Annotated in this window: 8 protein-coding genes, 2 tRNA genes and 2 rRNA genes; 4 read left to right on the forward strand and 8 right to left on the reverse strand. The window is 47.1% G+C overall.

Annotated features, from left to right (window positions below):
* Positions 1-70: 70 nt before the first annotated feature.
* The 4 genes from CAN90_RS01950 to CAN90_RS01965 form a co-directional block, all read right to left on the reverse strand.
* Positions 71-2,908, reverse strand: a 23S ribosomal RNA gene (locus CAN90_RS01950).
* Positions 2,909-3,169: 261 nt separating this feature from the next.
* Positions 3,170-3,246, reverse strand: a tRNA-Ile gene (locus CAN90_RS01955).
* A gap of 68 nt (positions 3,247-3,314) precedes the next feature.
* Positions 3,315-3,390, reverse strand: a tRNA-Ala gene (locus CAN90_RS01960).
* A gap of 168 nt (positions 3,391-3,558) precedes the next feature.
* Positions 3,559-5,077: ribosomal RNA gene (locus CAN90_RS01965) — 16S ribosomal RNA — on the reverse strand.
* The 16S and 23S rRNA genes sit together here with 2 tRNA genes alongside, the layout of an rRNA operon.
* Before the next feature lie 530 nt (positions 5,078-5,607).
* Between CAN90_RS01965 and metA the strand changes: the two genes are divergently transcribed.
* Positions 5,608-6,528, forward strand: coding sequence for a homoserine O-acetyltransferase MetA (metA, locus tag CAN90_RS01970; RefSeq protein ID WP_085832166.1), 921 nt, complete (start codon positions 5,608-5,610; stop codon positions 6,526-6,528).
* Between the two features lie 185 nt (positions 6,529-6,713).
* Here metA and CAN90_RS01975 read toward each other — a convergent pair whose 3' ends face one another.
* Complete coding sequence (locus CAN90_RS01975) at positions 6,714-9,056, reverse strand: SpoIIE family protein phosphatase (RefSeq protein WP_085832167.1); 2,343 nt, start codon at positions 9,054-9,056, stop codon at positions 6,714-6,716.
* A 193-nt stretch (positions 9,057-9,249) separates the two neighbouring features.
* Here CAN90_RS01975 and CAN90_RS01980 point away from each other — a divergent pair, with 193 nt between their 5' ends.
* Both CAN90_RS01980 and trpS read left to right on the forward strand, forming a co-directional pair.
* Positions 9,250-10,449: an aminotransferase-like domain-containing protein gene (locus tag CAN90_RS01980; protein WP_085832795.1), complete on the forward strand. Its 1,200-nt coding sequence runs from the start codon at positions 9,250-9,252 to the stop codon at positions 10,447-10,449.
* 14 nt (positions 10,450-10,463) lie between these two features.
* Entirely contained in the window at positions 10,464-11,477 is a 1,014-nt protein-coding gene (gene trpS / locus CAN90_RS01985; RefSeq protein ID WP_085832168.1) for a tryptophan--tRNA ligase, read from the forward strand.
* A 103-nt stretch (positions 11,478-11,580) separates the two neighbouring features.
* On the opposite strand, the gene CAN90_RS01990 is transcribed toward trpS, so the two are convergent.
* The 3 genes from CAN90_RS01990 to CAN90_RS02000 all read right to left on the reverse strand — a co-directional run bounded on the left by CAN90_RS01990 (position 11,581) and on the right by CAN90_RS02000 (position 13,348).
* Positions 11,581-12,012 (reverse strand): hypothetical protein, encoded by a 432-nt coding sequence (locus CAN90_RS01990; protein ID WP_085832169.1) that lies wholly within the window; start codon positions 12,010-12,012, stop codon positions 11,581-11,583.
* Positions 11,999-12,229, reverse strand: coding sequence for a helix-turn-helix transcriptional regulator (locus CAN90_RS01995; protein ID WP_085832170.1), 231 nt, complete (start codon positions 12,227-12,229; stop codon positions 11,999-12,001). Before CAN90_RS01995 ends, CAN90_RS01990 begins: the two co-directional genes overlap by 14 nt.
* Before the next feature lie 213 nt (positions 12,230-12,442).
* Complete coding sequence (locus tag CAN90_RS02000; RefSeq protein ID WP_085832796.1) at positions 12,443-13,348, reverse strand: patatin-like phospholipase family protein; 906 nt, start codon at positions 13,346-13,348, stop codon at positions 12,443-12,445.
* 507 nt (positions 13,349-13,855) lie between these two features.
* On the opposite strand from CAN90_RS02000, the gene CAN90_RS02005 reads away from it, so the two are divergent.
* Positions 13,856-14,398, forward strand: coding sequence for a type II toxin-antitoxin system PemK/MazF family toxin (locus tag CAN90_RS02005; RefSeq protein WP_085832171.1), 543 nt, complete (start codon positions 13,856-13,858; stop codon positions 14,396-14,398).
* Positions 14,399-14,499 lie beyond the last annotated feature (101 nt).

A 14,499-nucleotide genomic window follows, 5' to 3' on the forward strand; every position in this document is an offset into this window, starting at 1 on the left:
TAACGGGCACTGAAAACTGAATAAAGAAGAAACAGAAGTAAAGCGATTGAGCAAGGCCCAACCAAGAAATATGGTCAAGCCCTCGACCGATTAGTACTGCCAAGCTAAATGCATTGCTACACTTACACACGCAGCCTATCAACCTTGTAGTCTTCAAGGGGTCTTACTAGCTTAAGCTATGGGATATCTTATCTTGGAGTCGGCTTCACGCTTAGATGCTTTCAGCGTTTATCCGATCCGTACATAGTTGCCCAGCTATGCTCCTGGCGGAACAACTGGTGCGCCAGAGGTACGTCCATCCCGGTCCTCTCGTACTAAGGACAGCTCTCCTCAAATATCCTACGCCCACGACAGATAGGGACCGAACTGTCTCACGACGTTCTGAACCCAGCTCGCGTACCACTTTAATCGGCGAACAGCCGAACCCTTGGGACCGAATACAGCCCCAGGATGTGATGAGCCGACATCGAGGTGCCAAACCTCCCCGTCGATGTGGACTCTTGGGGGAGATCAGCCTGTTATCCCCAGGGTAGCTTTTATCCGTTGAGCGACGGCAATTCCACTCTCATACCGCCGGATCACTAACTCCAACTTTCGTTACTGCTCGGATTGTCATCCTCGCAGTTAGGCTAGCTTACGCGTTTACACTCTAAGGCACGGTTTCCGTCCGTGCTGAGCTAACCTTTGAGCGCCTCCGTTACCTTTTAGGAGGCGACCGCCCCAGTCAAACTGCCCGCCTAACAATGTCCCCCGGCCGGATTCACGGCCGCAGGTTAGAATTTCAACCATTTAAGAGCGGTATCCCAAGGATGACTCCACCATAGCTGGCGCCACGGCTTCCAAGTCTCCCGCCTATCCTGTACATAAATGATCAAAACCCAATATTAAGCTGCAGTAAAGCTCCATGGGGTCTTTCCGTCTTGTCGCGGGTAACCGGCATCTTCACCGGTACTACAATTTCGCCGGGCGGGTAATTGAGACAGTGCCCAGATCATTACACCATTCGTGCGGGTCGGAACTTACCCGACAAGGAATTTCGCTACCTTAGGACCGTTATAGTTACGGCCGCCGTTTACTGGGGCTTCAATTCAATGCTTGCACATCTCCTCTTAACCTTCCAGCACCGGGCAGGTGTCAGCTCCTATACTTCATCTTTCGATTTGGCAGAAACCTGTGTTTTTGCTAAACAGTTGCCTGGGCCTATTCACTGCGGCCACATTTCTGTGGCACCCCTTTTCCCTAAGTTACGGGGTCAATTTGCCGAGTTCCTTAACTACCCTTCTCCCGTTGGCCTTAGAATTCTCTTCCTGTCTACCTGTGTCGGTTTGCGGTACGGGCGCCTTAGATATACATAAGACTTTTCTCGCCCTCGTCCAAGCATACTTCCCTACTCTAATTTCGGTCCCTTACGCCCAGGTCAACCAACGCCTGGGTTATGCCCTTTCAAGGTGTCCTCTTACTTAAATCTTTTGGCGGCTACGGAATATCTACCGTATGTGCATCGGCTACGCCTTTCGGCCTCACCTTAGCTCCCGGCTAACTTGGAGCGGACGAACCTTCCTCCAAAAACCTTAGACTTTCGGCCAATATGATTCTCACATATTTCTCGCTACTCATTCCGGCATTCTCACTTGTGTAAAGTCCACCAGCGCTTCCGCTCTGACTTCACCCCTTACACAACGCTCTCCTACCATAATACCATAAGGTATTATCCCAAGCTTCGGTATACAATTTAGCCCCGTTAAATTTTCGGCGCAGGGGCACTCGACCAGTGAGCTATTACGCACTCTTTTAATGAATGGCTGCTTCTAAGCCAACATCCTGGTTGTCTGTGCACCCCCACATCCTTTTCCACTTAACTGTATTTAGGGACCTTAGCTGTGGGTCTGGGCTCTTTCCCTTTTGACAATGAAACTTATCTCACACTGTCTGACTCCCGTACATCAATTATCTGGCATTCTTAGTTTGATAGGGTTCAGTAACCTTTCGGCCCCTAGCCCATTCAGTGCTTTACCTCCAGTAATCTAATACGAGGCTAGCCCTAAAGCTATTTCGGAGAGAACCAGCTATCTCCGGGTTCGATTGGAATTTCTCCGCTACCCACACCTCATCCGCTACCATTTCAACGGGAGTCGGTTCGGTCCTCCATGGAGTTTTACCTCCACTTCAACCTGGACATGGGTAGGTCACCCGGTTTCGGGTCGAATACAACTGACTTCATGCGCCCTATTCAGACTCGCTTTCGCTACGGCTCCAGACCTTAAGTCCTTAACCTTGCCAGTTATACTCACTCGCCGGACCATTCTACAATAGGTACCCGATCACCCATTGACGGGCTCTCGGTGCTTGTAAGCACAAGGTTTCAGGTTCTATTTCACTCCCCTCCCGGGGTTCTTTTCACCTTTCCTTCACAGTACTATTCGCTATCGGTCACTGAGTAGTATTTAGGCTTGGAGGGTGGTCCCCCCGTATTCCCACCGGGTTTCACGTGTCCGGCGGTACTCTGGATACAGCTAGCCGACTCAAAATTTCGCATACGTGACTCTCACACTGTTTCGTTGGCCTTCCCATGCCATTCTGCTATCTCTTGTCGTACATGTTGCTGTCCGAACCCCAGAGGTATTGCTACCCCTGGTTTGGCCTCTTCCGCGTTCGCTCGCCACTACTAGCGGAATCTCTGTTGATGTCTTTTCCTCGCCCTACTTAGATGTTTCAGTTCAGGCGGTTCCCCCTGCATGACTATGTATTCATCATGCAGTGACTGGACATGACTCCAGCCGGATTGCTCCATTCGGAAATCTATGGATCAATGCCCACTTACGGCTCCCCATAGCTTATCGCAGTTAGTCGCGTCCTTCATCGGCTCTCAGTGCCAAGGCATTCCCCTTGCGCTCTTTGTAGCTTGACCATGTGATTTTCTTGGTTCTTGCTATTTTATCAATACAGCTTTGAACTCGATAAAACTGTATTGTTTGGTAAATTGTAGATTTAGATAAAAAACAATTTTTCTCGCTTTATCTGCTTCTTTTCTTTATTCAGTTTTCAATGTCCGGCCACACGAGTGTGGTTTTCGTCACGATTAACAACCCCGAAGATTATCTCCCCGCAGTTGCACTCTTGATTCAACTACTGTGTGTCTGCATTATGCAGTTGTTACCACTTGCGTGGTTGGTGGGCTCAAGTGGACTCGAACCACCGACCTCACGCTTATCAGGCGTGTGCTCTAACCAGCTGAGCTATGAGCCCATATCTTCGGCTAGAGGCCGTCGGCTTTCGCTGCCTCTGTTACCCGTTTTGTTCCAGACCAAGTCTGGTGGTGGAGATGAACGGAATCGAACCGATGACCCCCTGCTTGCAAAGCAGGTGCTCTCCCAGCTGAGCTACACCCCCATATTCTATTGAACACGAAGCTTCTCTCCGCTGGTGCGGATTCCTTCATTCCATGAAGTTCCTGATGTTACTCAGGGCCTTCAAAATTAAACAACGATAATAGACTGAGTTCCGTAATCCTGACCTTTGGATGTCTGAATCAACCGTAGCTGGTTCATGTCTCCATAGAAAGGAGGTGATCCAGCCGCACCTTCCGATACGGCTACCTTGTTACGACTTCACCCCAGTCGCCAATCCTACCTTCGACAACGTCCTCCTTGCGGTTAGACTATTGGCTTCGGGTATTACCGGCTCCCATGGTGTGACGGGCGGTGTGTACAAGGCCCGGGAACGTATTCACCGCGGCATGCTGATCCGCGATTACTAGCAATTCCAACTTCATGTAGGCGGGTTGCAGCCTACAATCCGAACTGAGACCGCTTTTGGGGGTTTGCTCCACCTCGCGGCTTGGCTTCCCTCTGTTAGCGACCATTGTAGTACGTGTGTAGCCCAGGTCATAAGGGGCATGATGATTTGACGTCGTCCCCACCTTCCTCCGTTTTGTCAACGGCAGTCTGATTAGAGTGCTCTTGCGTAGCAACTAATCACAGGGGTTGCGCTCGTTGCGGGACTTAACCCAACATCTCACGACACGAGCTGACGACAACCATGCACCACCTGTCTCAACTTTCCCCGAAGGGCACCTAATGCATCTCTGCTTCGTTAGTTGGATGTCAAGACCTGGTAAGGTTCTTCGCGTTGCTTCGAATTAAACCACATACTCCACTGCTTGTGCGGGCCCCCGTCAATTCCTTTGAGTTTCAACCTTGCGGCCGTACTCCCCAGGTGGATTACTTATTGTGTTAACTCCGGCACGGAAGGGGTCAGACCCCCCACACCTAGTAATCATCGTTTACGGCATGGACTACCAGGGTATCTAATCCTGTTTGCTACCCATGCTTTCGTGCCTCAGCGTCAGTTAAAGCCCAGTAGGCCGCCTTCGCCACTGGTGTTCCTCCCGATCTCTACGCATTTCACCGCTACACCGGGAATTCCGCCTACCTCTACTTCACTCAAGCTCTCCAGTTTCGAACGCAATTTGTGGGTTGAGCCCACAGCTTTCACGCCCGACTTAAAGAGCCGCCTACGCACCCTTTACACCCAGTAAATCCGGACAACGCTTGCTCCCTACGTATTACCGCGGCTGCTGGCACGTAGTTAGCCGGAGCTTCCTCCTTGGCTACCGTCATTATCTTCACCAAGGACAGAGGTTTACAATCCGAAAACCGTCTTCCCTCACGCGGCATTGCTGCATCAGGCTTTCGCCCATTGTGCAATATCCCCCACTGCTGCCTCCCGTAGGAGTCTGGGCCGTGTCTCAGTCCCAATGTGGCCGTTCAGTCTCTCAACCCGGCTACCGATCGTCGCCTTGGTAGGCCTTTACCCCACCAACTAGCTAATCGGACGCGAGTCCATCTTTCAGCGGATTGCTCCTTTGATACCAGTGCCATGCGACACCAATATGTTATGCGGTATTAGCGTTCTTTTCAGAACGTTATCCCCCTCTGAAAGGCAGGTTACTCACGCGTTACTCACCCGTCCGCCACTAAGTAAGAGCTAAGCAAGCTTCTCTCTTACTCCGTTCGACTTGCATGTGTTAGGCATGCCGCCAGCGTTCGTCCTGAGCCAGGATCAAACTCTCTAAAATATAGTATCAAAACGGCCGAAGCCGATCTAATCAATTTTAGAGCATTTTGTATCTGCTCAATTAGTACGCTTTCGCGTTTCTTAGGTTTTTATAGAGTCCTAAGAACTCTTATCCGGAAGTACTCACTCCTCGTCTCCGAGAAGCTTTCTCTCAAAAAATTACGGGTTCTTTTGTCTTTCTCGTTGTTTAATTTTCAAGGTCCTGTCTCTGTCGATTTTTTCAGAAGAGATGCTTTGTATTATATCACAGCGTTTTTCGCTTGTCAAGCATTTCTTTTCTTTTTTCGACATTCTTTTCGTCATTACTGACGAAGCGGCTTTTTCGAATTTGAAAACTTTCGTTCATCTTATCGAATTTTCGCCCCCGTCTCTCGACGGCTTAGCTATAATACCATGACCACAATACAATGTCAACTCTTTTTTTCACTTTTTTTCAATTCTTTTTTCAATTCCCCCTTTGGCGTCGATTCTTGAACTATATAAGCTCTTTTGCTATAATGGAAAGCACTCTAACAAAAGGAGGCCTTTGCTATGCCAATTAAAGTTCAAACATCTCTGCCTGCTATCAATGTTTTAGAATCGGAGAATATCTTCGTAATGACGCAAGAGCGAGCCATGGCTCAAGATATTCGCCCTCTAAAGATTGTGATTTTGAACCTAATGCCAACTAAAATAGAAACTGAGACTCAGCTGCTTCGTTTGCTGGGCAACTCCCCTTTGCAGGTTGATGTTGAACTCATGCATATGGCAAGCCACTTTTCCAAAAACACCTCTTACACGCACATCGATACTTTTTATAAAACCTTCGACGAGCTAAAGAATGAGAAATTCGACGGAATGATTATCACTGGTGCGCCAGTGGAACTGATGGATTTTGAAGATGTGGATTATTGGAATGAGCTTTGCGAGATTTTTGCCTGGAGCCGAAAACACGTGTATTCGCTCCTAACAATCTGCTGGGGAGCTCAGGCTTCGTTATATTATTTTTATCAAATCCCAAAATATACCTTATCGAAAAAACTTTCTGGAATTTTTAAACATCGCGTACTCACACCAATGCATCCGCTCATTCGTGGATTCGATGATGTATACTTTGCACCACACTCACGAAACACCGAGGTTAAGAGTGATGATATAAGCAAGCACGATGAATTAGTGATTCTCTCGGAATCAGACGAAGCGGGCGCCCACATTATCGCAAACAAAAACGGCAGACAGTTTTTTGTAACTGGTCATGCAGAGTACGACCGGGAGACTTTGTCAAACGAATACTTTCGCGATGTAAACAAAGGCATTGAGCCTGAGGTACCCGAGCATTACTTTCCGAATGATGACCCAACACAAATTCCTCCCCTCACATGGAGAAGTGGTGCAAGCCTCTTAATTTCAAATTGGTTGAACTATTATGTATATCAGCAGACCCCTTACGATTTGAAAGATCTCTCGGAATAAAGCTTATTGAAAGCCTTTTATCGAACTCCACTTTATATAGGAGTGTACGTTTTAAAGTACAAACATTACAATATATAGATAAAATAGTGGAGCTCTGCCTGATAGGATTCAGACAGAGCTCCACTTGCCATATTTGGAGGATCAACTACCATGTATACGCACACTTCCAATTGAAAGAGGGAAAATCAGAGTTCTTTTTTCAATTCATTTAAAGAGAGTACCAAAACTGTTATGTCATCATCGTGCCCGTCGTTTCTGCGCTTCATTGCTTGAGAAACAATTTGCTCTGCCAGCTCCTGCGGCACAGTACCCTTCCATTCGGTGACCATCTCACGCACCCAGTCGTCGCCAGAAGCCACAACGCCATCTGAGAACAGCACCAAAAGATCACCCGAAGATAGGCGAACTGTTTCTTTCGCAAATTTTGCTTCCGTTAAAATGCCAACCGGTAAGGAAGGCGTATCAATAATAACGGCTCGTCCATCTCTACGCATAATGCTAACAGCCGCTCCCGCTTTCATTAATTCTACTTTTCCATTGAACAAATCAATTGCGGCAACATCTAAAGTAGCAAGAGATTCATCTCCCGATTTCGCTAAAAGTGCAGAGTTCACTATTTTTAATGCACAATCAAAACCGATGCCTGCCTTCACTAGCTTTGCCATAATTCCCGCTGCCATTGCGCCATCAACCGCAGCACGACCACCGGTTCCCATTCCATCACTGATAATGGCAATTTGGCGCCCGTTTCCATCCGGGAACATCTCTTGGCTGTCTCCGCAAAGCTGACCGTTCCCGCTCACATGCTGGTAGAATCCGCTCTGCACACGGTACACGGGTCGTTCGCTCATCTGCATTCTGCATTTACCTTGTGCGGTACTAATGCAGGGCATTTCGAAGGTTCGCCCGCATGCTTGTGAAATATGCCTTGTCAGCTCGGCTTTGTTCAGGCGAGCCTTGTCCACCTGTGCCGCTTCTGCTTCAATGGTCATACGGTCGTAGCGGTCTACCCGGCAGCTCACATCAATGGGGATAATCCCACTCTCCGTCATTACCTCGCTGACACGCTGAGCAGCCGTAAAATCAAAACGCTCAAACAGCTCGAGCTCCTCCGCCATATTTTTTAACATTTGAGAGGTAGTATCGAATTGGTCTGCTACAACACCGCGTATCTGCGCCACACGCCGCTCTGCCGCTTCTCGGGTTAAAAACTCCGTGTACTGGCTGTTAAGGTTTTCTACGATTTCGCTCATATGGCTGCAATGGTCGGTAAACTGCTTCGGGAAATCATCTTTTGTTATTTTCCCATTTTTACGTAAAAGTTGAGTTAGGGTTCCAAACGCACGCATGGTTTCATCGTAGTTACGCTCCCAGCAGTACACCCGAAGGCCGCACCGAACACAGGTATTGTCTATTACACGATTGTAAACGGCGTTAATGTCTGGGGCACTGAATTTGTCGAGCCTGCGAGAGACCTCTTCTACGGAATCCGAAATACTCTCCAGTGCCTGCGAAGCATAGTCCAGCTTCATAATAACGGAGCGGCGTAAGCCCTCACTATGTAATAAATCTGCTGGGCGAGAGAATACAGTGGTAAGCCGACTGCCAACATCTCTTGGCCAGATCATATAGATAACACTTGCAGCCATCACTTCATACAGCCCAATCAGAACCGATTCACGGTTGCCAACCTGCAAGGAGGCCACTGCATTTGAAATAACAAACGCGCATGCAGCTACGAGTCTTCCCAAAGGCGAAAACACACCCGCCATTAGTCCACCAAGTGCATATGCGCCTGACAGGTAGCTCACCCCGGCAGTAGACAGACTTAAAATAACGCCCGCTCCAATTCCGGTAACACTGCCACCAGTCACACCGCCATAGCGTGCGGCAAGCAAAATGCCGAGCACTGCCAGCACATGCCCCAAAGAAAGCCCGCCAACGGTAATGCTGGAAAATGCCAGAATCAAAATTCCTGCGGAGAGCGTAACACATGCTAAATCCTGACTTTTCATTGCGGTAAGGCCTGTCCCTTTTAACAGCAGGTTTCCCGCACGAACCAAAAAATAGGAAGCGCCAGCCGCCAGCATGGATTCTGCCACATACATTGCAATGCCTGCGGCATCCGTTCCATTTACAATCGCCATGGCCATTCCCGTCATTAATATGGGCGAGGCCGAAATCAACGGAGCAAAAAACGGGTGCATCCGTAGTTTTACTAAATCGTTAAGCGTCCAGCGAATGGCCGCAGCCGCAAGCAACGCAGCAACATACCGCACAGGGAACAACGTACTGGAGGGCAACAAATAGCCGAGCAGAACACCCAGCACCATTCCCCACATACCGCCAAACGGAACCGCCGCAATTGCCGCAACGCCAAACGGCGCATACCTCCCAAACACAATTGCACGTGAGCAGGCAAAACCAATAGCAAAGCAAGCAGCTTGTACCATTAATTTTTTCGCGACCGGTGTCTCTAGCAATTCCCCAACCGAAAGTCTCTGCCGAACAACAGCTTTTTCTTTCATCTTATCCGCACCACCAATTTCTATCAGACTTGTCCTTTCATTATACATAGCGTATAGTTACATAATTGTCACAACACGCTGTTTTATTTTGGCAAAAATTGCCGTAGATTTGTTAAAGTGTGCAGAATTGATTCTTTTTCCAAATTGTGTTAGACTATTTGCAAAGATTTTAGCTGGAAAGGTCGTTTTAGCTATGGAATATTCATTTTCGGACCGAGTACAATCCCTGAAGCCTTCCGCCATTCGTGAAATTCTAAAATCAGCGACTGCACCGGGTATGATTTCTTTATCCGTAGGGAACCCTGCACCGGATGCTTTCCCCGCAAAAGAAATTGGAGAAATTTCTTCGCAGATTTTTCAACAGCGCCCCATCGACGCATTACAATATAATGTGACCGAAGGTTACCCTCCACTGCGAAAAACGCTTTCTTCTTATTTAAAGGAGAAGCACGGAGCGGGGCGTGAATTTGACGACCTGCTCATTACCTCAGGCGCACAACAGGTAATGGACTTAGCAACAAAATCCCTTTGCAACGCAGGGGATGTTATTATTTGCGAAGCACCAAGCTTTATTGGTTCGCTCAATTCGTTCCGTTCTTACCAAGTTCGCCTGCGCGGCGTGCCGATGGAATCGGACGGAATGAACCTTATTGAGCTGGAGCATGCATTAAAGGAAGAGCCGAAGGCTAAAATCATTTATACTATCCCCAATTTTCAAAATCCCTCCGGCATTACCATGAGTGCCGAAAAGCGGCGCGGCCTTTATGAGCTGGCAAAGCAGTACGGCGTTTTGATTTTGGAGGATAACCCATACGGTGACCTGCGCTTTACAGGCGAGGAGATTGCACCCATTAAAGCACTGGATGAAGACGGCCTTGTAATTTACGCCGGCTCTTTTTCAAAGGTGATTTCCCCCGGTATGCGTGTTGGCTATACACTTGCTCCTGCACCCATCATTCAAAAAATGGTGGTTTGTAAGCAAGGCGAAGATGTTCACACCAACATTTGGTCACAGCTTATCTGTGAAGAATTCTTAACTAAATATGATTACGAAGCGCATCTTCAGCGCATTCGCGGCGTATATCGTAATAAAGCAAAGCTGTTGCTAGAGCTTGCAGAGCGTTGCCTTGCGCCTTATATCACCTGGGAACCAATTGAGGGCGGCTTATTTCTATGGTGCCGCCTACCCGATGAGATTAATATGATTGATTTTTGCCGCAAGGCGATGGAGCGCAAGGTTTGCGTTGTGCCGGGCAATGCCTTTTTAGTAGACGAAACCCAGCCTTGCCAGTCGTTCCGAATCAACTACACTGCCCCCACCAACGAGCAGCTTACACAAGGTATTGAAATATTGGGCCAGCTTGCCAAAGAGCTGTGCACAAATGAAAGATAGGAGTCCCACTCATTATGGAACTAGAAACGCAACCAAAACAAATTATTTTTAGTGCCGTACAGCCCAGCGGCACCATTACTCTGGGCAATTATTTGGGTGCCATCCAAAACTGGGTAAAAATGCAGGAGGATTACCGCTGCGTATTTGCATTGGCAGACCTTCATACCATTACCGTTCGCCAAGACCCAGCTACCTTCCGCCGGCACACACTCGAGGCCTATGCACTTTTTCTTGCCTGTGGAATCGACCCCCAAAAGAGCCTCTTCTTTTTGCAGAGCCAAGTTCACACCCATGCAGAGCTTGCTTGGATTTTAAACTGCTACACTCAGTTTGGTGAGCTTTCCCGTATGACGCAATTTAAGGACAAATCTGCAAAGCATGCAGACAATATTAACGCCGGGTTATTCACCTACCCCAGCCTGATGGCGGCAGATATTTTGCTGTATCAGTCGAACCTTGTGCCGGTTGGTGCAGACCAAAAGCAGCACTTAGAGCTGGCAAGAAACATCGCCGAGCGTTTTAATGGCGTATACAGCCCCACCTTCACCGTGCCAGAACCATACATTCCAAAGGTTGGCGCGCGCATTATGTCTCTCCAAGATCCCACTCGTAAAATGTCTAAATCCGACGAGAATGCAAATTCCTATATTGCTATCCTTGATAAACCAGATGACATTCTGCGTAAATTCAAGCGTGCCATTACCGATAGCGAAGCAAAGGTTCATTTTGCACCCGAAAAAGATGGTGTGAATAACCTGATGGGAATCTACTCAAGCGTTACAGGTCTTTCCAACGAGCAGATTGAAGCCGAATTCGAAGGCAAGGGCTATGGCGACTTTAAAGTACGGGTGGCCGAGGCCGTGATCGAACAGCTTCGCCCGGTGCAGGAGCGCTACACAAAGCTGATTGATGATAAGGCGTATTTGGAGCAGTGCTACACCGAGGGCGCACAGCAGGCACTGGCAATCTCTCTTCGTACACTTAATAAAGTGATGAAGAAGGTTGGTTTCCTTCCGAAAAAATTCTAATATCTTATGCTGATTTAAAACAAGAAGGGTACCTCCGTCACACAGGAAGTACCCTTCTTCATTTTATGATTTTATTTTGTATTGTACCTGCAATTATTTCTCATTAACTACGCTTTTCATAATAAATACCAGCAATCATATCTACCAAGAAACCAACATTCCATATGACTGCAGTCGCAATCAAAAAGGGAATCCACCCTATGTTGCTGGTAAGCTTATAAACAACGGCGAATACTCCCGTAGCCAGCAGCAAAAATATTTGCAGAACCTGAAATGCTTTTGCGCCACTCTTTAACTTAATGAGTCTATTTCTTTCATCCTCTTGTTCTATTTTGTCTTGAACCGTTGCCTTTTTTGAAAATGCCCGCACAAATCCATTCACTCCTAACAAGAGAACAACAACTGAAATTAAAATGTCTTTGATTTGCCCCATGAGAAAATCATCTGGCGAAAGAATTGAATGATACAGATTAAAAGCTGCAATCAATGTCCAAAAAACTCCCCAAACAAGACCTTTTCGATTATAAATCTTCATACTGTATATCCTCCACCTCTTTGTTTTCTTTTAAGCAGCACAGATATTCCACGTTTGTTTCAAACACCTCGGCCATTCGATATGCTAGCATGAGCGAAGGGCTGTATTGCCCTTTCTCAATCGAAATTATCGTCCTTGATGAAACGTGTACCAAATCGGCCAGCTGTTGTTGCGTCAATTGAGCTGCCGTACGAAATTCTTTTACCCTTGTTTTCATATTTTTCCTTTCCCCATATATGAAGTAAGCTTCGTATGAAGTTTACTTCATATTATAATAAACAGGAAAAAATGTCAACATAATTTCTTTTAGAAAATCCTCCGGTATTTCATGCAGAGCAAAGCTCTGCATGAAATACCGGAGGATTGTTTTAAATAGAGTTTCTATTTGACCAAAAAATAAGTATATTTTAAATGAGTTAGTATTCCAAAACTAAGTGCGTGTACGGAAAACTCGACGAGAACCGGGGTACGACGGCGTGAACAGGCGCTTAATTTCTGGCATCTGTTTCTTTGTCTCTTCGTAGCCTGCCTCCATACAGGTTTCCATCATATTAAAATCGAGCAGGCGAGTATGATCCGGCAGGCGGGGTGTAATTTGCATTTTCTCACCGTGTGCCACGTATTCCTGCAAGCGCTCCTGCATTACGGACAACGAATGGGTCGCAACCTCCCAAATGTTAATTTGTTCCGGCATTCGGTACGCTTTTCCTACGTCTACGGCAAGCACACTCGGCTCACCTGCGGCGATTAACAGATTGACCGGAAGCACATCGGTTACTCCCCCATCCACCAAGCACAAATCACCAATTTGCTTTGGTCGGAAGACCGCAGGTACTGCCGAGGTTGCACGCAACACCTCACAAATGCGAAGTCCTGAGTTCCAGCGCACACGCTCCATTTGCTGAACCCCTCTTAAGTGGCTGGTGCACGCAAGAGTAAGCCCCGACGTTAGGTCTGCACAGGGGATAACCGTAAGCATGTTTAAATCTCGCATCATCTTCCCACCGGTAAGCCCGCAAAAGTAATCTTCCAATCGGTTTCCCTTTAAAAAGCCAGAAAAACGAACCTCTCTCCCGCTTATAAGCTGCGGTACAGCGCGTAGCAATCCCCAATAATCTGGGTCCAGTAAAGAGCGCCCTCCTTTTGCTAGCTCCTGTATAATACCGCGCAGCTCATGGGCAGAGTAACCGGCTGCGTAAAGCCCAGCTACAATTCCGCCTGCGCTTGCACCTGCAATGGAATCGGGTACCATTCCCGCTTCTTCCAGTGCCAGCAGCACCCCAACATGTGCCGCACCACGAATCCCCCCACCTGAAAGTGCCAATCCAAAAGACATGTCCAACCCCTCCGTTTGCTGCTGAATTTCTGATACAGCTCTTCCGCGAGACAAACCGCCCTCCCCTTTTCTTCCAGAGAGGCGGCCGCCTTGTTAACACGCTATGCCGTTTCAGTTTGCAATCCTTAGTCATTGATATGAGCAGCAGTCGAAGATTTTTCCTATAAAATAAAATTTTGGTGGCTTTTTCTTTGGAGCGAAAGTGTTATTGCATAAAGAACAGGAAAAGAACAGAATATATGCAATATATCCCAATTTAATCCCGCAAACGTATTTACTAGATTGAAAAGTTGTCGTAATATAGATAAAAGAAGAATTCTGCAATTTCATAATGCTTTCTAAGACTATATAGTGACTCGATTACAAAATGTTCGCAAAGCAACGAAGTTTTATGATAGCTGGAGTAAGTTTGCTGTTAAGCTTTCATCTATCCTTCAGTTGGATTTTATAATTGGTAAGATGATAAATGAATCAGTACATAAATTTAGATAAAAAGGGGGGCCTTTGGTGCCGGCTGACACAGAAAAAGCGAGAATACAAGAAATTAAGGATACGTTATCGCGTCTGTTTACCATGATTTCAGAAGACGGCAGGCTTAAAAATTACAGTGCGCGCTGGCTGGCTGAAGTCACGGATTACGCCCTGTGGTTTGAAGAGAAGTACAAATATAAATTTCGCAACCCGCAAAATTCCCTTGTTGTAAAAAAGGGAGAGATTTATCACTGCAATTTTGGCCGGAACATCGGCTCTGAGCAAGATAAGTTTCGCCCTGCAATTGTGCTGCAAAATGATAAGGGCAACCTGCATAGCCCTACTACTATAGTGGCACCAATTACCGATGAAACAAAGGCAAAGCTGCCTACCCACATTTATATTCGCCGCCTAAAGCCGGACTGCCCCGTTCGCGGCGTTATTTTAATTGAGCAAATGCGCTGTATTTCAAAGAACCGCCTGAGCAACCGTATTGATGTTATCGATACAAAATCTGCTTCTTGGGAACAGGTGATGGATGCTATTAAGGTTGAGTTGGATTTGTGTAAAAAGAATTGACAGCGTGCCTGAATCGTGCTATTATTGTGGCATATACATAAACTTCTGTGTTACAGGAGTGACCCGTTCTGGCGGGGGTCTGATAAAAATATTCCATGTAT

Origin of the sequence: Clostridium merdae, from assembly GCF_900176635.1 — a bacterium.
Lineage (GTDB): Bacteria > Bacillota > Clostridia > Oscillospirales > Acutalibacteraceae > Faecalispora > Faecalispora merdae.